The 18,423-nt window shown below is 58.0% G+C and carries 17 protein-coding genes and 1 other RNA gene; 8 read left to right on the forward strand and 10 right to left on the reverse strand.

The window, feature by feature from the left end:
* Nucleotides 1-24 precede the first annotated feature (24 nt).
* The 5 genes from LAT62_RS07770 to LAT62_RS07790 all read right to left on the reverse strand — a co-directional run bounded on the left by LAT62_RS07770 (nt 25) and on the right by LAT62_RS07790 (nt 5,059).
* Entirely contained in the window at nt 25-894 is an 870-nt protein-coding gene (locus LAT62_RS07770) for a trans-aconitate 2-methyltransferase (protein ID WP_293381529.1), read from the reverse strand.
* 39 nt (nt 895-933) lie between these two features.
* Nucleotides 934-1,335 carry a 6-carboxytetrahydropterin synthase gene (locus LAT62_RS07775; protein WP_293381532.1) on the reverse strand — a complete coding sequence of 134 codons (402 nt, stop codon included), beginning with the start codon at nt 1,333-1,335 and terminating at the stop codon, nt 934-936.
* A gap of 19 nt (nt 1,336-1,354) precedes the next feature.
* Nucleotides 1,355-2,335 (reverse strand): zinc-binding alcohol dehydrogenase, encoded by a 981-nt coding sequence (locus LAT62_RS07780; RefSeq protein ID WP_293381535.1) that lies wholly within the window; start codon nt 2,333-2,335, stop codon nt 1,355-1,357.
* A 93-nt stretch (nt 2,336-2,428) separates the two neighbouring features.
* Entirely contained in the window at nt 2,429-3,157 is a 729-nt protein-coding gene (locus LAT62_RS07785; RefSeq protein WP_293381538.1) for a 3'-5' exonuclease, read from the reverse strand.
* A gap of 3 nt (nt 3,158-3,160) precedes the next feature.
* A complete protein-coding gene (locus LAT62_RS07790) occupies nt 3,161-5,059 on the reverse strand; it encodes a putative nucleotidyltransferase substrate binding domain-containing protein (protein WP_293381541.1) in 1,899 nt (632 codons plus the stop codon).
* A gap of 149 nt (nt 5,060-5,208) precedes the next feature.
* Between LAT62_RS07790 and LAT62_RS07795 the strand changes: the two genes are divergently transcribed.
* From LAT62_RS07795 to LAT62_RS07805, 3 genes are read left to right on the forward strand one after another with little or no spacing between them, the layout of a single operon-like run.
* Nucleotides 5,209-5,988: a CDP-alcohol phosphatidyltransferase family protein gene (locus LAT62_RS07795; RefSeq protein WP_293381544.1), complete on the forward strand. Its 780-nt coding sequence runs from the start codon at nt 5,209-5,211 to the stop codon at nt 5,986-5,988.
* Complete coding sequence (locus LAT62_RS07800) at nt 5,972-6,367, forward strand: thiol-disulfide oxidoreductase DCC family protein (protein WP_293381547.1); 396 nt, start codon at nt 5,972-5,974, stop codon at nt 6,365-6,367. The genes LAT62_RS07795 and LAT62_RS07800 overlap by 17 nt, the downstream gene beginning before the upstream one ends.
* Nucleotides 6,364-6,786 (forward strand): DUF3429 domain-containing protein, encoded by a 423-nt coding sequence (locus tag LAT62_RS07805; protein ID WP_293381550.1) that lies wholly within the window; start codon nt 6,364-6,366, stop codon nt 6,784-6,786. The genes LAT62_RS07800 and LAT62_RS07805 overlap by 4 nt, the downstream gene beginning before the upstream one ends.
* Before the next feature lie 26 nt (nt 6,787-6,812).
* Here the strand turns inward: LAT62_RS07805 and LAT62_RS07810 are convergent, their stop codons facing one another.
* The 4 genes from LAT62_RS07810 to smpB form a co-directional block, all read right to left on the reverse strand.
* On the reverse strand, nt 6,813-8,396 hold the full coding sequence (locus tag LAT62_RS07810) for an alkaline phosphatase (RefSeq protein ID WP_293381553.1): 1,584 nt from the start codon (nt 8,394-8,396) through the stop codon (nt 6,813-6,815).
* A gap of 196 nt (nt 8,397-8,592) precedes the next feature.
* A complete protein-coding gene (locus tag LAT62_RS07815; protein ID WP_293381556.1) occupies nt 8,593-11,526 on the reverse strand; it encodes a VCBS repeat-containing protein in 2,934 nt (977 codons plus the stop codon).
* Between the two features lie 541 nt (nt 11,527-12,067).
* Nucleotides 12,068-12,438, reverse strand: a transfer-messenger RNA (tmRNA) gene (gene ssrA, locus LAT62_RS07820).
* A 100-nt stretch (nt 12,439-12,538) separates the two neighbouring features.
* The gene (gene smpB, locus LAT62_RS07825) at nt 12,539-13,012 is read right to left on the reverse strand and encodes an SsrA-binding protein SmpB (protein ID WP_293381559.1); all 474 of its coding nucleotides are present in this window, start codon (nt 13,010-13,012) and stop codon (nt 12,539-12,541) included.
* A gap of 46 nt (nt 13,013-13,058) precedes the next feature.
* On the opposite strand from smpB, the gene LAT62_RS07830 reads away from it, so the two are divergent.
* The 4 genes from LAT62_RS07830 to fur are packed head-to-tail and all read left to right on the forward strand — an operon-like array spanning nt 13,059 to nt 15,683.
* Nucleotides 13,059-14,507, forward strand: coding sequence for a sodium-dependent transporter (locus tag LAT62_RS07830; protein WP_293381562.1), 1,449 nt, complete (start codon nt 13,059-13,061; stop codon nt 14,505-14,507).
* Nucleotides 14,504-14,929 (forward strand): type II toxin-antitoxin system RatA family toxin, encoded by a 426-nt coding sequence (locus LAT62_RS07835; RefSeq protein WP_293381565.1) that lies wholly within the window; start codon nt 14,504-14,506, stop codon nt 14,927-14,929. The genes LAT62_RS07830 and LAT62_RS07835 overlap by 4 nt, the downstream gene beginning before the upstream one ends.
* A gap of 5 nt (nt 14,930-14,934) precedes the next feature.
* Entirely contained in the window at nt 14,935-15,240 is a 306-nt protein-coding gene (locus LAT62_RS07840) for an RnfH family protein (RefSeq protein WP_293381568.1), read from the forward strand.
* A 38-nt stretch (nt 15,241-15,278) separates the two neighbouring features.
* The gene (fur, locus tag LAT62_RS07845; RefSeq protein ID WP_293381570.1) at nt 15,279-15,683 is read left to right on the forward strand and encodes a ferric iron uptake transcriptional regulator; all 405 of its coding nucleotides are present in this window, start codon (nt 15,279-15,281) and stop codon (nt 15,681-15,683) included.
* 99 nt (nt 15,684-15,782) lie between these two features.
* Here fur and recN read toward each other — a convergent pair whose 3' ends face one another.
* The gene (gene recN, locus LAT62_RS07850) at nt 15,783-17,459 is read right to left on the reverse strand and encodes a DNA repair protein RecN (protein ID WP_293381573.1); all 1,677 of its coding nucleotides are present in this window, start codon (nt 17,457-17,459) and stop codon (nt 15,783-15,785) included.
* A gap of 195 nt (nt 17,460-17,654) precedes the next feature.
* Between recN and grpE the strand changes: the two genes are divergently transcribed.
* Nucleotides 17,655-18,329, forward strand: coding sequence for a nucleotide exchange factor GrpE (gene grpE, locus LAT62_RS07855; RefSeq protein ID WP_293381576.1), 675 nt, complete (start codon nt 17,655-17,657; stop codon nt 18,327-18,329).
* Nucleotides 18,330-18,423 lie beyond the last annotated feature (94 nt).

Consider the following 18,423-nt stretch of genomic DNA (forward strand, 5'->3'; position numbering starts at 1 on the left):
CGCAGCAATACCTTGCCCGCCATGTCAGGTGTCCCGATCCGACATGGGTGGCAACGCCAGCACATCAGTATGTCCGACAGTCAGCAAGAACCCGGTTGAACCTGCTTCAGCCAGCCGCTGAGACGTCCAGGCTTTTATGCGATCAGCCTGATCCGGACACTGCTCGATGGCCGCATCCCCCCAGCCTTGAATGAGCCAGCGCTGCAGCGCTGCCTGTTCAGTGGGGACATGCCAGGGACTGGCTGCGCTTTGCACTCGGTAACCAATGGCTTGCAGCCGGTCTGCCAGCTCGGCTGCCGCGTCCGGCCCCAGTCCGTGGCCGAACGGTCCCGGTCCTCGCTGATGCGCATTGAAGGCGGCCCGGATCAGCTCGTCATCCGCGTGAAGCGTGCTGCAACCGAACTGGCCATCGACACTCAGCACCATATGGATCGCCGGCCGTCGGGATTTGAGTACTGCAACCAGGTGAGACAACCAGTCTGCCGATACCAGATCGAGCAGGGCGGAGGCAGTGACCAGCTGCGTATCGGCACCAATGGCTGACGACCAGTCGGCCAGTTGTCTGAGGTCCGCCTGTCGAACATCGACCTGCAAGGTCTGCCCATCAGAATCCCTGATGCCGGCGCAACGCTGCAGGGCGGCGGCCAACAAGGCCTCATCATGATCGACCAGGGTCCATTGTTGCGGTCCGGGCAGCAGCGGCGCCAGATAGCGCAGGTTGGAACCCTGGCCGCACCCCAGATCCACGATGCCCAGCGGTTGATTGTAAGGCAGCCACTCGACCAGTCGCTGATTGAGTGCACTGGCGCGCGCCTCGTGATCGGCGGGCTCCCGCAGCGTCAGCCAATTGTGGTCAAAACGATCCTTCTCTTGTCCTGCAGCAGATTCCTGCATCTCAGGAGCACCCGCCAGCACAGGAACTCTGCCGGCCCTTCATGCCAGTGATCCTTCATAACTGGCCCAGGCCACATGGGATTCACCCAGCATGACCTTCATGTGGGTCAAACCATTACCGGTCGGCCCCAGTTGACCGGCCTTGATCGCCTGCTGCATGCGATCAAAGATCTGTCGTGCCATGAATTCGGTGGTGGTGTTGCGACCCCTGAATTCAGGCAGATCATCCAGATTCTTGAAATTGAAGGGTTTCAGCACTGCTTTCAATGTGTCACTGGCCAGTCCTATGTCCACGATCAGGTCATCGTCATCCAGTTCCGGACGGTGGAATGTGATATCCACGATATAGGTGGCGCCATGCAGCGCCTGTGCAGGGCCGAAAATGTTACCGTTGAAGCTGTGCGCAATCATCAGGTGGTCGCGCACGGTCAGACTGTACATGGAGGTCTCCCTTGGCAGTTCAGTGGTAGTCAATTCTGTGGCACAGGGTATTACCCGGGCGGGTGCTCAGGGTTTTCATGGTTTGTGGCAAATCAGCAAAGGCACTGTGAGTGTTGATCAGTGCATCCAGCCGGCCATCCTTCAACAGTTTCAGAGCCAGTGCCAACCGCTCGCGGTGCGACCAGCGCGGCCGCTGCGCCGGAGCAACCTGTCCGACCTGGCTGGACAACAGCTGCAGGCGCCGGGCATGAAAGGCTTCACCCAGAGCCAGTGGCACGGTCTGCTGGCCGAACCAGCTCATCTCGACCACTCTGGCCTCCGTACCCGCCAGCGAAAGGGCGGTCTGCAGGCCGGCAGGCGCCCCGCTGACATGAAACACCAGATCACGCTCGGCGCGGGCCTGATCCGGTGTTGTGAAGTGCGCCCCGAGTCGCGTGGCCAGATCCGCACGCGCACGATTGATGTCCACCAGTTCTACGTCGGTTCCGGGAATCTGGCTGGCCAGATGACAGAGCAACAGCCCGACGACACCCCCTCCGACAATGGTGACTCGGTCGCCGATACGGGGCGGAGCATCCCAAAGGCCATTGATGGCTGTTTCGGTATTGGCGGCCAACACGGCTCGTGCTGCCGGCAGGCCATCAGGCAAGGGCAGTACAGCTGTGGCCGGCACGACATACTCGGCCTGATGCGGGTAGAGGCAGAACACGGTCTGGCCCAACAGCTTGGCCGGGCCTTCCTCCACCAGCCCGACACTGGCGTAGCCATATTTGACCGGCGCGGGAAACTCTCCGGCCTGAAAAGGAGCTCGCATGCGCTCAAACTCGGATTCGGGGACATCGCCCCGGAAAACCAGCGCCTCTGTACCGCGCGACACGGCCGAGTGCAGAGTCCGCACCAGGACTTCGTTCGGCCCGGGATGGTTTAGCGGTTCTTCGCGCAGTTCTCCGCAATTGGGCCCGGTGGTCCAGAAGGCGTGTGTTGTTCGGTCATCAGTCATCACGCTATCCGTACCTGCTACTTGATGGGAACATACGCTGAGTATCGCAAGCATGGATCAGAGTGCAAGATGCGGGGCAGGACACGGGCTCTTTTATCGCCAAAGGGTGCCGATGGGCGTTTCCGGGCTGTATCTTTGGGCAACCTGGGCTTGCAGCAGTTCCGCGGTTGCTATGGCATCGGTAAGCGCATCATGTGGAGGATAGAAGGGCAGATTGAGGCGGATACGGGCATCAGACAGGCGAATGGGTTTTGGCTGGCGGCCGAGCAGTCGACTGAAGAACCCGGGGGAGCTTTTCCGGTAGACCCGCGCCTCCAGCTCCATGGTGTCCACAACAGGGAATTCCAGGGCCTCGTTGAAACAATTCAGGGCAGCTCGATGCAGAAAGCGTCGCTCTATCGCCCGGTAATGAACCACCACGATACGTCCAGCCAGATGGTCGAGTACCCTTGGCAGTATGTCCTGAATGGGTGGCGCCTGCTGAATGGCCTCATGTGTAATATGGTGTATCAGTATTGAATCTTCGGACAATGGTCGGTCCGGTTTAACCAGCCAGTGCTGTGCACCCGCCAACGGAATTCGTTCCAGGGTAAACGGCACCAGCCCGATGGACAGTATGCTGTGCTGCTCTGCATCCAGTCCGGTGGTCTCCAGGTCGAGAGCGACGAAGGGCACCTGCCTGAGTGGTGTGTCGGGTGCGACAGCCCCGCTGCCATAGAAGGCTTTGACGATCGGGTTTTGTGCTTCGGCGGCACGTCGTGGGATCCGCTGTGACCAGTCTGGGGGCTCGGTGGCCGAGGTCGGTCGTGTCGGGGTAAACATCGACTAGCCTGTCCGCTGTGGCCGGTAGCGGAATTTGAGGTATTTCTGCGCGTTGCTCAGCACGCGGAAAGCGTCCTTCAGGTTACGCCGTTCAAAGGAGGTCAGATGCTCCGGGTTGATATTGTTGCCGGGCTCGCGCCCGGCCTCGATGGCTCGGGCCTGGTGATGCACACGAACCAGAGAAATGAATTCCAGCGCGTCGCGCAGATCCGCCGCATTGCTGCTGGTGAGAAAACCGGCTGCTGTGATGTCTTCCAGCCGCCGAAACGAATTCTGTGCCTGAGACGCGCTGGCCAGCGCGTGTACTCGGATAACGTCCACCAGCGGCGCAGTGCCGCGCCGTTTCAGGTTGATGGAATTGCGGTGGCTGCCACTGGTTTCCAGTACAAAGTCCTTGAAGAATCCAAGTGGCGGCGTTCTGTTTTGGGCATTGCGCGCCATGCAGCCGAGAAAACCATGTTGCTGGCTGGACTCCGTTGCAATCAGTGCCTTCAATTGGTCGGCCATCTGGATGTCACCGTGCACGCCGTCCAGATCAAAGAAGATCGAACTGTTCAGCAGTGACTCGGCATTTGGCTTGCGAATCCATTGGGTGAAATAGCGGCGCCAGACCTTGAGCGGCTGCCGCCACTGGTGATTGGTTGCCATGATGTCGCCCTTGCAGTAGGTGTATCCCAGGCGAGCCAGCCCATCGCTGACAAACTGGGCAAGCGCCAAAAAATACGGATCGTGGCGGGCCGGCTCGAAACTGTCGTCGAGCACCATTGCGTTGTCCTGATCGGTGACCAGGTATTGCTCATCCCGAGCCATGGACCCCAGAGCCAGAAAACAGTAGGGCACTGGCGCCGGCCCCAGTTCCAGCTCACCCAGTTCCAGAAGACGTTGCTTGAAACTGCGGCCGATGGTGGCCATGGCGCTGCCAATCATGTGCGAGTTGGCATCCTCCTGAACCATGCGCACAAAGCAGGCCTTGATATCGGGCGCCAGGGTAACCAGTTCGTCTACACTGTTCTTGTGAAAGATATTGCGCACCACAAACAGACTGTTCTGGGTTTCATGGCTGATGATATCGGAGAGGCCAATGACGCCTGCCGGTTTGAGCCGGTGCAGCACGGGCAGGTGGTGCACGTTTTCGCGCAGCATGACCAGCAGTGCCTCGAACAGAAACTGGTCATCCTGCACCGTCACCACATTGGTTGACATGAATTCACTGACCGGGCGCTCGAAGGAGACACCCTGCGCAATAACCCGGCGTCGCAGGTCACGGTCGGTAATAATGCCCAGCATGCCGCTGTCCGCTGCTCGTGGGGTGTCGGCCACCGGGTCGCCGTCGGTTTCGGGCACCACCACCACCGATGATACATTCTCTTCGGTCATCACGGCCGCCGCCTCCTGCAGCGTAGCCTGCGCGGTCACCGTCACCGGTGCGCGGCTGATCAGCTTGCCCACGCGAGTAGTCATCAATTCGTTGCTGCGCGTACCTTGTTCGGTTGCCTGGCGCAGGCGGGTGCGATCTTCTATTTCTACAAACTCGGCAAATACTTCGACCTGTTCGAACAGTGCCTTGAACTGGGTCTCGGGAACAAAATAGATCAGAGTGTCTTCAATTGCCCGGGCCGGAAACCGCACCCGGCTGCCCGTCAACAACCCCATCTGACCGAAAATATCGCCCTCGGCCAGTCTGTTGTAGAGCGCGCCGTCGCGCCGGAAAAGCTCTACCGAGCCACTGCGGATGTAGTGCAGGTCCTTGACTTCATCGTCAGCGTTCAGAATGTCGCTGCCGGCCCGGAAATAGGCTATCTCAACCTGCTGAGCCAGGGTGCTCAGCCAATCGTCAGAGAGGAAACTGAACGGGGGGTGCCGTCGCAGATGCTCCCGGATGTCCTGCTGCTCTGCCTGCATGGTTGCGCCCGGCCTTAGATGCGTGGATGCTGAAAGTCATTATCCTTTGCCCTGAAGTGTAGCAGTCCAGCCCCGGGGGGTTGCAATCCAGGGTGTGACTCGAGACGTAAACTACTCTAACCATGCAGAAAACAGACAACTGGCTGACTATGACACTCTGGTCGAACACGTTGCACACAGAGTTGAGCACCCGGACACCGACGGTCGACCTTGCTGTGGGCGGCGTTCTGGCGCTGCTTGCGGCCGTGGCGGTCCACAGTGCGCTGGAGCCGGGCAGTGCCTATGTCGTCGCCGTTGTCCTCGGCTACTTGTTACTGGCAGCGGTGATCTGGCTGCGCTGGCCCAGAAAAGGCTGGTCTGCCGGTTTCTGGACAGGCCGACAGGGCCAGCCACTGCTCACGCTGGGTTGGGGCAATCGCGTGACCCTGGTGCGCGGCATTGTTGTGCTGCTGGTGCTGGCGGCGCTGTCGGTCCCCGCGTGGGCGGCAGAGCACGCCTGGTTGCTGGCTCTGCTCAGCCTGGCGGTGCTTAGTCTCGATGGTCTGGACGGCTGGACGGCGCGCAGAACAGGCACCATATCTGCTTTTGGCGCCCGCTTTGACATGGAACTGGATGCTGTTTTCATTCTGGGTCTGGCTTGCCTGCTGGTGGTTCTGGACAGGGCTGGTATCTGGGTTTTGCTTCTCGGCCTGATGCGCTATGCCTTTTTTGCTGCCGGCTACTGGCTGGCTTGGATGCGGGCAGCGCTGCCGGCGAGTCGTCGTCGGCAGGCGGTTTGTGTCTGGCAGGTGGCCACCTTGCTGGCCTGTCTGCCACCCTGGTTGCCACAGACACTGGTGGCGGTTGCACTGTCAACTGCCCTTGGGCTGCTGGTGCTCTCATTTCTCATCGACATAGTCTGGTTGTATCGACATGGCAAACGCGCCTGAACAGGCAATATTGTATTATGACGGGGCCTGCCCCTTGTGTCGGCGCGAGATCGCGCTGGTCCGGCGTCTGACCCGGCAGGTCTACTTCGTCGACGTGCACGGCCTTGCTGAAGAAGAGCTGCCGTCCGGGCTGAACCGGTTGGCTTTGCTGCGGGACCTGCATCTGCGGCGCACCGATGGTCGCCTCGAGGTGGGTCTCGATGCCAATATAGCGCTCTGGCAGTCCACGCCACTCGGCTGGTTGTGGCGGGTGTTCAATCTGCCGGGTATCAGGCCGCTGGCCCAATGGGGCTATCGGCGCTGGGCCGACCGGCGCTACGATCGTATGGGGTATTGTGCCGTAAAGCGCGAAAACAGGGATGAAGGAACGTCCGCGTGATAGCCTCCTCGCTCAGACGAAACCCGCCGCTGGTATTGTCGGGTGGGCTGGCAGGTCTGTTGCCATTCGTTGGCAGCGCCATCGCGCTGCAGGTGGGCTGGTCAGACGCTGGGCCGTTTTTGACCTACTCGGTGATCATTCTGTCCTTTCTGGCTGGTGTGAACTGGTGGTACGGCCTGCAACAGAAACAAATGCCGTCCGTTGTTGTGGGTCTGATGCTGCCGGCCCTGGCGTGGCTTGCCCTGTTTCTCCCCACTCATCTGACCGTGCTGGCGCTGGGTACCGGCTTTTTGCTGCTGTGGGCCTGGGAGATGCTGATCATGCATCAGGTCTATACGCGTGGCTACGCTCTGCTGCGTACTGTGCTCACGCTCGGTGTATTGGCCACCCATGTCTGGGCCTGGTTGGTGCTGGTCTGATACGATGCCGGCGACATCCATTCTGACTAATCATAGGCGCGATGCAGCGCCGCGCGAAACGCATCCATACCGGGGGCCTCGGGCGTCTGCTCCCGGCCCGGCCACATCCCCTCACGCAAGGTTGCAGCAAACGCATCATCTGCGATCTCTTCCCAGGCTGACAGCAGTGTCTCGTCGCCACTGATCAGATGGATCGGCACAGCACGGTTGACCTCAGGCCGGGTGACAACGGGCGGTGCTTCGTGGTCACCAATTGCGATGAGCAAAGCATCTTCCGGCAGGTAGCGCTCGGCAAAGTCAGCCACCACCTGCAGGCTGTATTCAACCGAATCCAGATAGAACCGGCGCACCCGCTCATTGTCCTGAAACACCTCGTCCGGTGACGGGTGGCCGTCAGCATGCTCGTCAAAAACGGCGCCGTCATCGATCTCGTTCCAGTCCACAATGGGAATGACCGGCACCCAGGGGGCGTGACTGGAGATCAGGGCAGCCATCGCAAACAGGGGAGCCTCTTCCTGCTGGCGCAGCGTATGGTGCAGCCAGCTCAGCGTGTACTGGTCCGGCATGGTGAAAAAGTTCATCGCCGGGCCTTCATACCCCATATTGGTGGAATCATGGACGGCATCAAAGCCATACTGACGCCCTTCCGGCCAGTCCCGCGTATTGGCCGGGATGACGGCATGGACGGCATGCCCGATCCGGCTGAAATCTCCAACCAAAGTGGGTGCTCCGCTATCCAGCAGGGTTTCGTATTTCAACTGGTTGGGAATCCACTGGCCACTCAACAGGGTGGCATGGGCCAGCCAGGATTGCCCACCCTGAATGGGCGCCTTGAGCCGACCGGTGAGCGCCGCCATGCCGACCTCATCGAGTTGTTGCTCCATGCTGTTCAGTCGGTCTTCAATCACGTTTGAATAGCGCTCGTCGGTAATGGCCTCCATGCCATAGGATTCCACGAACACCAGATAGACATCTCGATCGGCCAGGCCGGGCATTGCTGATGGCTCGTGCTGTTCGGCCTCTCGGGTGATGTTTTCTGCGAAGGCCTGTCTGGCCAGGCGCGTGTCCTGCGCCTGTTGCCACTGGTTGCCGAGTACGGCTATTCCCTGTGCCGCAACCAGACCCCCGGTCATGGGGGCGGCCAGCCCTGCCCCCAACCCGGCAAGCAGCAGTCCCGCACCTGTCAGTCTGGTGCGTTGTCCCGTGGCTGGCAGGCGGGTCAGCAGTGATTCCAGCAGCCATATCACGACACCAGCCAGAGCCAGGCCGCCGACGGCAATCAGGGCTGTGCTCAGGCCACCCAGATTGGTCATGGACAAGTCATAAGCCGAACGAAGCAGTGGCAAATCAAGATAGACGTTCAGCGACCGCCCGAGGCTTGTCTGTACCAGGACATCAAAGCCCACAAACAGGGCCGCGAGCACATACAGTAGGGCGATGCCCCGCGCCGGAATGGCCCGAAAACGTGCCGATGGCAGCAGCAGAAAGAGGCCGGTCAGCAGGAGTGCCTCTGCCGCTACAAGCGGCAGGCCAGCGCTTTCGCGCAAGGGCCAGGCCAGCGCCACAAACAGCAAATTCAGTACAAACAGGGTAATCAATATCTGGCGCACGCGTCTCTTCACCTCATGAGCCGTGTATCGTTGCAACAGCGGGTTTGACCGAGTGACAGGCTACCGAAATCTTATAGATGGGTCGCGTGCTTTGCGAATTTCAGTACGTCGACGGGTAAAATTGGTGGCGGGCCCCCACAGTAAAGTTTCTGCGAAAAAAAGCCCCCGTTAAGGGGGCTGGTAGACACTGTGTGTGTCAGTGCTGACTCGGGTTGTTCTGCATGTTACGCGGGCTGAACCAGGAGGGTGTTGGACTAGTACCCTCAGGGCTGGGGCTGGATGGGTCGTAATTATAATTTTGGTACTGCCTTGCAGCAGAATTGTTGATTGATCTGAACGGCAGGACTACATCAAAGAGGCCGCGCATGATCAGGCCCTGTGTATAGCCTTCGCGGAACTCCCGTGTCAGATTTTGGTCCAAAAAAGTACCGTCTGACGTGCGGTCGTAGACTGACAGGCCCTGAAAACCGGCACTGTACCCGCCAGAGCGGTTGTTCGGCATAAAATCCATATTGCCCGCTTCGGTATTCATGCCTCGCGGATCCTCGACCACGGGCACCTTGTTGTAGTCAGGGGTTGTCACTTGTGTCTGTGATTCCAGCGGTGACATGTAGGGCCTCGAGTACTCCATCGGATCTCCCAGTAGCAATGGATCAGCCGACGCGACCAATGTACCGGGTTGATCGGACAGGATTGACAATGTGGACTCCTGAGTGCCGAGGGTGTCTACGCCAATGGGCTCGATGGCATTGAAGTCAATACCGAGGCTGTTTGTTGGCGTACTGCCCGAAATGCCCAGCTCCTGTCGGTACATTTCGTTGGTAACCACGTGCCGGGCATAGTTGGCCATGACTATTTGTCGATTCCTTTCCCAAAATGCATCTGATTCAGCTCTCCAGGCATCCACAGAGGCCTGGAACTCGGCTCTCATCCTCGCACTGAGCTGCTCCTGCATGGCGATTGTCTCCTGGTGGTTGGAATGCCACTGAGCAGTGAACTCGGCCTGCTGGCGTTCCATCCAGGTGGGCCCATGCATGGCTCGCTCACCCATGGCTCTGACCTGGGCTCTCAGGTTTTCCCGATGTGCCTCTTCCGCAGCCTGCTGTATGGCCTCCTGCTCGGCCTCATAAAAGATCATATACTCTTCGATCAGCATGGGCAGTTGTTCCACCGCTGCCTGGCTCAGACGCATCTCGTCCACATGCACATCCAGTGGTTCATGGCCCAGATTGACGAGCATCTGTGTGACCAGCTCCCGGCGTTCCGGGCTGTCCAGAAATATGTCTACCTTCTGCGCAATGCTGTAGCCAGAATGCATGTGGTGATCGACTTCGTCCGTGTTGGGTTTGCGCCCAAGATAGGTTCCATACAAGAGTCTGATCTCGAATTCACGGCGATGCGGCTGCTCTCGCACCTGCTGGCGCTCTTCTGATTGCCAGATCTGATTCACTATGTCCGGAACGTCGTATTCAGAGTTGAGCCAATAGGCCATGTCGTCTGCAGACGGCTCACGACCCAGATAGAGGCCATAGATGTGGGACACCATCAGTTGCCGGTGCTCATCTGTGCCTGCCAGCATCATTTCAATATCCTGAAGTGAACTGCCGGTGTTGTGCCAGTAGTTGACCTCATGGGCTGGCGCAATCCTCCCCAGATAGCTGACAAACAAGGCCCCTATTTCCGCCTTGCGTTGTGCCTCTTCCGAGTTGACCAGGGCTGTTACGATCTCGGTGTTGGTGTTGGGCACATTGAACCAGTAGTCGAACTCCGCTTTACCGGGCAGGCGCCGCAGATGATTGGCAAACGTGTGCAGCAGTGCTTCACCGCGCTGATGTTCTGCCATGGAGCGGCCCTGAATATTCCCCGGGTTGACGGACCACATCTGCTCAGGCCAGATACCCCCCTGGTTGTAGGCCCAGTTTTCCAACTCGAAGCTGTGTCCGGTAGAGGTATGAACCTGGGAATTCATCTGGCCTTCTTCGTCCCAGACTTTTACCAAATCGTAGCGTCCGTTGCCGGTATAGTCGCCCACAGCCCACTGCATGGTTTCCCACATGCCGCCCTGATGAGTCGCCCAACGCTGGTGCTCGAAGGAATGGCCTGTCGACACGTGGACATCAGAAACCATCTGGCCATGGTCGGGCCAGATCTTCATCAGATCATAGCGGCCGCTACCGTTGAAATCGCCGACAAACCACTGCATATCGTCGGTGACTGCACCTTGATGAAGCGCCCAGCTTTGATGGTCAAATGAGGTGCCTGTAGACACATGCACGTCCGCGTAAAGGCCGCCCTCGTGCTCAACAAATTTCAGCAGGTCGTCTCGACCGTTGCCGGTGAAGTCAGCAACTGACCATTTCATGTAATCGCTATAGCCCCCCTGATGGGTGCCCCAGCGCTGAATGTCGAAGGAACTGCCGGTAGATACATGCACATCGGCGTTGACCATGCCCTGTTCTGGCCAGACTTTCATCAGGTCGGTTTTGCCATTGCCGGTGAAGTCGCCTACCAACCATTGCATGCTTTCCCACATGCCGCCTTGATGGGAAGCCCAGCGTTCGAAATGATCAAACTGTGTGCCATTGGACATATGCACGTCTGCATAGAGATGATCCTCGTGCGCCCAGATCTTGAGCAGTTCATCCTGCCCATCACCGGTGAAGTCGGCAACAAACCACTGCATGCTGTCGACGTAGCCACCCTGGTGCGTAGACCAGTGCTGAAGCTCGAACGACTGCCCGGTTGACAGTTGGAGCACCATTGCCGCCTGGCCTTCGTGATTCCAGACTCTGACAATGTCGGTTTTACCATTGCCGTTGAAGTCGCCGGCAAACCACCTCATGCCGTCCAGAAACGCCGCCTGTTGAGTGGCCCAGCGATGAATGTTGAATGATTGGCCGTCAGACAGGTGGGCATCAATGTTGACATGGCCGTCTTCATTCCAGATCTTGAATATATCGGCTTGACCGTTGCCGTTCAGGTCAATATGCACGGGCCTATTGTGTGTCGGGTAGCCCAGGAAGTCGTCGCTGCTGATTGATGCGACGGCTTGGGTACCCAGGCTGCCGGCCAGCGCAAGCGCAGTAGCTTGCCAACGTTTTCGTAATATATTACGAAATGGCTTTACCATAATTTTAGCTCCGGTAAGAGTCGGACTGTGATGTCTTGGTGACTCAATTGAGCCTCAGTGAGGCAGTAGCCGATCTTTCGATCGAGTGAGGGGCTGACCTGCCAAGTGACCCATCGGCGCACCTGCGCAAGGCATAGAACAGAGAAGAAAACAACAGCGGAATACATTCAAGACTCTGTAAACCCAGGCCATCAGTGTAAACTAAATAGGTATTCGCAACAAATGACGAGCTAATATGTAAGCTATAGACGGACAATATTGCGCTATAATGTCCTGTAATGCCGGGTTTCAAGGGTGCTTGAAAAGGATGCCGACAACCCTCGCATACTCCTGCTCGCCCTTATGCTTAGACGATCCAGCCTGGCTTGCCGGCAATGATTGGTGTACGCGAGACTGGCAACCGGATTAGTCTTGCGCGCATAGTGGGAAAGCGCAAAGAGGACGAAGTTGTTAGGCCTTGGCCCTTCGGGCTCGCTGCTCCCGCATGAACTGTTCAGGCACAAAAAAGCCCCAAGGTTGTTAGACCCCGGGGCTTCGGTATTGGTGGAGACGGCGGGAGTCGAACCCGCGTCCGCAAATCCTCTACTCTCGGTACTACATGCTTAGCACCTTCATTTATTTAACCGCACAACCGCCGAAGGGCAGGCTGATGTGCTGGCTGGCCTGGAATGATTGTTTAACAGGTCCGGCCCAGACAACCTTCACTGCGATCCTGATATTTGACTCGGAAAAAGCCGCTCAGGCTCAACTAATTCCGAGTGGCTGCTATATTATTAAGCTGCCAGGCGGACTTCGCCGCCAAAAGTATCGTCGTTTGCGATTATCTTTTTACGACTTTGGATTTACGTGATTGGTCGTCATCACGACATGCACCTTGAGCTTCGTAATCCGCGTCGAATCCGGAACGTCCCCAAAACTCATCTTGTATTATGCGGCCACTGGTGCAGAAAGCAAGGCCCGAACACAGTCCTTTGCTTTCTCTGTGCACTGTTGACTGTCTTCTGTCCACTGATTAACGATTATGCTGCTTCATGATCCGCTGCTTCTGCCGATCCCAGTCGCGGCGCTTGATGCTTTCACGCTTGTCATGGGTCTGCTTGCCGCGCACCAGAGCGATCTTGACCTTGACCAGGTGCTGCTTCCAGTACATGGACAGGGCGATTGCGGTATAGCCAGTTTGCTCGGCCTGGCTCGCGAGCCGGTCAATTTCGCGGCGCTTCATCAGCAGTTTTCGCCGTGCCACGTCATCGGCCACAACATGGGATGAGGCTGATAGCAGCGGGGTGATCAAGGCACCAAGAAGCCAGGCTTCATTATCCTTGAACAGCACATAGGAATCGCGCAACTGGCACTTGCCGGCCCGCAGCGACTTGACCTCCCAGCCAGACAGGGCAATACCCGCCTCGAAGGTTTCTATAATATGATAGTCGTGCAGCGCCTTCTTGTTTTGCGCTATGGTGTTTTCTGGTGTCTTGTTTTTTGACATAGCGCGCCATTATAGTGCCTGCGCTTTATATTGCTACGGGTTTCCTATGGCTACACTGGTCCAGCACAATTTCTGGCGACACCGCTGGCTTTTCGCTCTTGCCTTAAGCGGTGCAGTGATCAGCCTGAGCAATGTGTTCAGCTTCCCCATGGCCATCTCTTCTGGGGGCGGCGCCTTTCTGGTTGCCTATCTGATTGCCCATGTCGCGCTAGCGGTGCCTGTCATCATGACCGAGCTGTTGATCGGCCGCCGTGGTCGGCACAGTGCGCCCCACAGTCTGGCGCACATCGCCGCTGAGGCGTTTGTGTCGCAGCGCTGGCGCTACCTCGGTGTGGTGGTGGTGATCACGGGCATGATCGTGGCGGCCTATTACCTGGCCTTTTCGAGCTGGGCGCTCGACTACGCCTGGCGCTCAGCCAGCGGCACATTGCCGGATACCGAAATCGGTCTGCGCTTTGCCATGACCGAATTGCTGGCAGACAACCGGCGCATGATTCTGCTGCATTCTCTGGTTTGTTTGCTGATCCTGGTGGGTCTTGCTCTGCCCTCACACTGGGGGGTGCAGCTGCCGGTTGCAATCATGGGGGCGGTGCTGCTTTTTGCTGTGGCCGCATTGGCCCTCTGGGTTATGGGTCAGGGGCTTTGGAGTTCGGGAGTCAATCGACTGTTTGATGGAGAGGCGTCTCTGGCTGATCCGGACATCTGGGTGCGCGCTGCCACCCTGTCTTTCTACAGTCTCGGGCTCGGCCTGGGCATCAGCCTGGTTTTGGGCGCCCACATGGATGAACGGTTCTCGCTGGGCGGTACTGCGTTATGGGTGGTACTGGTCGACTTGCTGTGGGGCATGATGTTCGCCGCTGTGGTTCTGGGTGTTGTTGGCAGTATCGAAAGCAGTGATGCATTGGCATTCGTGTTTGTGAACGTCCCGCTGGCCATGATGCAGACCGTTTCGCAAGCGAGCACCGGATGGCTGACTCTTCTCTATCTGGTGGTACTGCTAAGTGGTGTGTCTACCGGTATGTTTCTGGTCAAGCATGCCGTCATGTGGCTGCATGAACGCTACCAAATCTCCCGCTACCGGGCAGCTGTCATTGCAGTTGCAGTCGTCTGGGGGCTGGGCGTCGCAGTGTTGCTCTCCTTCAACGTCTGGCGCGAGATCCGGTTCTATGGCGCCACCATACTCGACTGGTTCGCCAACATACCGGCCAATTTGATGCTGCCGGCGGTCTGTCTGCTGACTGTCATTTATGCCGGGTGGGTCATGCCGGCGCATCAGTTGGTCGAAGAAGTCCGGCCAGTGGCCGAGCGGCGGTTTACATGGTGGCACTTCCATCTCAGATTTGGTACAACGCTCGCCCTTCTGGCGGTGCTGGTCATTCAGGTTCAATTCGCCTGGGCCATACCGGCGGCAACTCAGTTGCTGCTGTTGGCTCTGGTGGTGACCCTGGGTTGGGCCGGCTACCGTTACCGCCACTGGGATTGGGAGTCATCATGAGAATTGAGCGGCGTGCCAGCGTGCCCTATTCGCCCGAGCAGATGTACGCGCTGGTGCATGACATCGAGTCGTATCCGGAGTTCCTTCCGGAGATCAGGTCGGTCCGCATTCTTGACCGGTCGGAACAGAGCATTGCCGCTGAACTGGAAGTGCACAAGGGGCCCGTCACAGAGACCTTTGCCACGCGCAATCGACTGCGTCCACCGGGCTGGATGAGCATGGAACTGGTGCGTGGGCCCTTCAAGCATCTGCACGGTGAGTGGCATTTCAACGGTGATGCAGACGGCAGTGAAATATGTTTCGAGCTGGAGTTTGAAGTAAAGGGCTTCGGACTGCGGATGATTCTGGAACCGGTGATCGGTAAAATGGCGGATAAACTGGTTGACCGCTTTTACCAGCGCGCGCGCTCGGTTTATGGTTGACCGGCATGACAGATGAGCAAGAAGTGCACATAGAAGTGGCTTGTGCCACCCCCCAAAAGCAGCGCATTATGGTAGTGACTGTTAAGGCGGGTACGACACTGCGTGAGGCAGTGCTTCAGAGCCGGATTGGTGAAGAATTTCCGGAGATTGACGTGCAGCAGGCACCGCTGGGCATTTTTGGCAAGAAAGTGGCCCGGCCGGAACAGGTTGCGGTTGAAGAGGGACAGCGCGTGGAGGTGTATCGCCCTTTGCTGATTGATCCCAAAGAGGCCAGAGCCAACCGAGCAGCCAAAGCGGAAAAACGCCAGTAATTGGTTCAATAGACGCACAACAACAGAGGAACTGTCGGGTGAGCAACGCCGAACTGAAGAAAGCGGGCCTTAAAGTGACACTGCCCAGGCTCAAGATTCTTGAAATGCTTGAGAATGCGGACCCCCGTCACATGAGCGCCGAGGATGTCTATCGTCAGTTGATCGAGGCTGGCGAGGAAATCGGTCTGGCGACCGTCTATCGGGTATTGACCCAATTCGAAGCCGCTGGTTTGGTCGTGCGCCACAACTTTGATGGTGGCCATGCCCTGTTCGAACTGGACGATGGCGAGCACCACGACCACATGGTGTCAGTCGAAGACGGCTCGGTGATCGAGTTTATGGACGAGGTGATCGAAAAGCGTCAGAAACAGATTGCCGAAGAACACGGTTACGAGCTCGTCGATCACAGCCTGGTCTTGTACGTCAGGCCCAAGGCCAAATAGTTGGCAGACAGCAGCCAAATGGCTGTTCATCTTCCTGAATTGCTCTGAGCTGCAACGCTTTTTTCTGTCAACTGTCGACCGTCATCTGTCGACTTATCATCAGTGCATCATCGGCGCTGCCAGCAGGTCTCTGGCATGCGCCAGCGTAGTCTCCGTGACCCGAGTGCCAGAAATCAGCCGAGCCACTTCCTGAGTGCGCAGTTCAGTATCCAGAGTGCGTACCTCGGACAGGGTGTCCTGATCCTCGACCCGCTTTTCCACCAGCCAGTGCTGATGGCCAAATGAGGCCACTTGCGGCAGGTGCGTGATACAGAGAATCTGGCTCTGATCACTGAGCTGTCGTATCAGGCGACCGACTTCTTCGGCGGTTGCACCACTGATACCCACATCCACTTCATCAAAGAACAGCGTCGGCGCCTGGCGGGTCTGCTGTGCCACCACCTGAACCGCCAGCGCGATGCGTGACAGTTCGCCCCCGGAGGCAGCCTTGTGCAGGGGTTGCACGGGTTGCCCCGGGTTGGCCGACAGGCACAGTTCTACATCATCTATGCCGAGCGGACCGGCCTTCTCGGGCTGTGGTGTGACTCGGCAGACCACTTGCGCATGAGGCATGTTGAGTTTATGCAGTTGCTGGGCCAGCGCTTCGGCCAGTTGAGCCCCGGCTTCGCTGCGCTGCCGGGACAGGGTTTCGGCTGCCTTCTGGTAGGCCTGAGCCAGCTCGATTTCCTTCTGGGCCAGAGCCTCTACCGTTGATTCATCAGCATCAAGGTCGCCCAGTTGGGCTGTGAGGTTCTCATGCAACTCGGTCAGTGCTTCTGGTGCACAGTGATGTTTGCGTGCGATCTCGTAAACCTGGCTGAGGCGCTTTTCCACCACGGCAAGTCGTTCCGGGTCCCACTCGAAATCGGCGGCAAAATGAGTGAGGTCGGCTTGGGCCTCGTCCAGTTGCACCTGGGCATTTTGCAGCAGGGTTAGCGCATTGCTCAGGGTGCTGTTGAGTTCGGCTTGTGGCTCCAGAATCTGGGTGGCGTGACGCAACAGGCCCAGCAGGTCGGTGTCACCGGCTTCTGCACTGAGCAACTGGCTGACTTCGCTGGCGGCGCCGAGCAGTGTCTCGGCATGACTCAGTGATTTCTGTTCCTGCTCCAGTTCGGACAATTCTCCGGGTTGCAGGTTCAGATCGTTCAGCTCTTCCAGTTGGTAGGCCATCAGCTTCTGTTCGGCCGAATCCTGCTGCAGGCGGTTCAGCAGCGCTGAATGCTGCTGGCGCACAGAGCGCCATTCCCGATAATACTCGCGCACCTGATCGAGCTTCTCGGTGGGGCGTGCATAGGCATCAAGAATGAACAGATGCTGGTCCGGCTTCATAAGCCGCTGGTGTTCATGTTGCGCATGGATGCGCAGCACCAGATCACCGAACTCGCGTAGCCGAGCCACCGGCACTGATGTGGCGTTGATGAAGGCTCTGGAGCGCCCGTCGGCGGTCAGTACCCGCCGCACCACACACTCGCCTTCCTGCCACAGCTCCTGCTCGTGCAGCCACTGGCCGGCCGGCGAGTCGGGCTGGATTAGAAAAGTCGCACTGAGATCGGCCTTGTCTTCACCGTGGCGCACCTGGCTGGAATCCGCTCGCCCGCCGGCGAGCAACATCAGGGCATCAAGAATGATTGATTTGCCGGCGCCAGTCTCTCCCGAGAGCACGGTCAGACCCTTCTGGACATCCAGTTCAATGGAGCGGGCAATAATGAAATTGCGAATGTTCAGGTAGCAGAGCATAGACGGGCTCCTGGTGTCATTATGTACAGCACTGTAATTAAATACAGTATACAGTGCAAGACATCAATGTTTGATCAGGGGGTTGAACTTGCGCTGACGCCCCCCACATTGAGACGAAACCGTAATCATGCGGCCTGCCAGCGCGAACCAGAGAGGCTGGCGGCCGGCTATCAGAGTACCGAGGAGATTTCAGACATGGCGGCTGATGAGTCCAAACAGACCGAAGAACAGGCGGCAGAAGCTTTGCAGGAAGAGCAGAAGCAGTCTCAGGACACTGCTGAGGCACCTGATGAAGCCGGCTCCGCGGAAGACGGGTCTGACGCGGCCGAAGTAGACAGCACGGCTTCCAGTGAAGAGGTCAGCCTGGAAGATCTGGTCGAACAGTTGCAGGCCAGTCAGCAGGAAATCGAAAAGCTGAAAGAGGCGCTACTGCGCTCCGAGGCTGAGGCACAGAATATTCGCCGGCGCGCGGAAAAGGACATAGAGGCAGCGCACAAATATGGTCAGGACAAGCTGATCAAGGAGCTGATGCCGGTGAAGGACAATCTGGAGCGCGCCCTGGAAGCGGGCGCCAATAAGGAAGACAGCGCCGTGCGCGCCATCATGGAAGGTGTGGAGCTTACGGACAAGTCATTCTCCGACACCCTGAACAAGATCGATGTGACACCGATCAGCCCTGAGGGTCAGACGTTCGACCCCCAGGAGCACCAGGCCATGTCAATGGTCGAGAATGAAGAAGTGCCGGCCAACACGGTCATTGCGGTGATCCAGAAAGGGTACCGGCTCAAGGGTCGGGTTATCCGCCCGGCCATGGTCATGGTGTCCAAAGGGGGCTCCGAGGCTAAACCGAATATCGACGAGACAGCCTGATTCAGATCAGCAGCAGTTTTTGTCAGTAACTTGAAATCACGCCGCCGGCACCCATATACCGGCTAAAGGCAACCGAATACTGAGGAGTGCATAG

This window comes from Natronospirillum sp. (assembly GCF_022565775.1).
Taxonomy (GTDB): domain Bacteria; phylum Pseudomonadota; class Gammaproteobacteria; order Pseudomonadales; family Natronospirillaceae; genus Natronospirillum.

Bases quoted from the DNA above. Each gene is read 5' to 3' on its own strand.
- LAT62_RS07770 (WP_293381529.1), bottom strand. From the start codon at position 894: ATGCAGGAATCTGCTGCAGGACAAGAGAAGGATCGTTTTGACCACAAT.
- LAT62_RS07775 (WP_293381532.1), bottom strand. From the start codon at position 1,335: ATGTACAGTCTGACCGTGCGCGACCACCTGATGATTGCGCACAGCTTC.
- LAT62_RS07780 (WP_293381535.1), bottom strand. From the start codon at position 2,335: ATGACTGATGACCGAACAACACACGCCTTCTGGACCACCGGGCCCAAT.
- LAT62_RS07785 (WP_293381538.1), bottom strand. From the start codon at position 3,157: ATGTTTACCCCGACACGACCGACCTCGGCCACCGAGCCCCCAGACTGG.
- LAT62_RS07790 (WP_293381541.1), bottom strand. From the start codon at position 5,059: ATGCAGGCAGAGCAGCAGGACATCCGGGAGCATCTGCGACGGCACCCC.
- LAT62_RS07795 (WP_293381544.1), top strand. From the start codon at position 5,209: ATGACACTCTGGTCGAACACGTTGCACACAGAGTTGAGCACCCGGACA.
- LAT62_RS07800 (WP_293381547.1), top strand. From the start codon at position 5,972: ATGGCAAACGCGCCTGAACAGGCAATATTGTATTATGACGGGGCCTGC.
- LAT62_RS07815 (WP_293381556.1), bottom strand. From the start codon at position 11,526: ATGGTAAAGCCATTTCGTAATATATTACGAAAACGTTGGCAAGCTACT.
- smpB (WP_293381559.1), bottom strand. From the start codon at position 13,012: ATGTCAAAAAACAAGACACCAGAAAACACCATAGCGCAAAACAAGAAG.
- LAT62_RS07830 (WP_293381562.1), top strand. From the start codon at position 13,059: ATGGCTACACTGGTCCAGCACAATTTCTGGCGACACCGCTGGCTTTTC.
- LAT62_RS07835 (WP_293381565.1), top strand. From the start codon at position 14,504: ATGAGAATTGAGCGGCGTGCCAGCGTGCCCTATTCGCCCGAGCAGATG.
- LAT62_RS07840 (WP_293381568.1), top strand. From the start codon at position 14,935: ATGACAGATGAGCAAGAAGTGCACATAGAAGTGGCTTGTGCCACCCCC.
- recN (WP_293381573.1), bottom strand. From the start codon at position 17,459: ATGCTCTGCTACCTGAACATTCGCAATTTCATTATTGCCCGCTCCATT.
- grpE (WP_293381576.1), top strand. From the start codon at position 17,655: ATGGCGGCTGATGAGTCCAAACAGACCGAAGAACAGGCGGCAGAAGCT.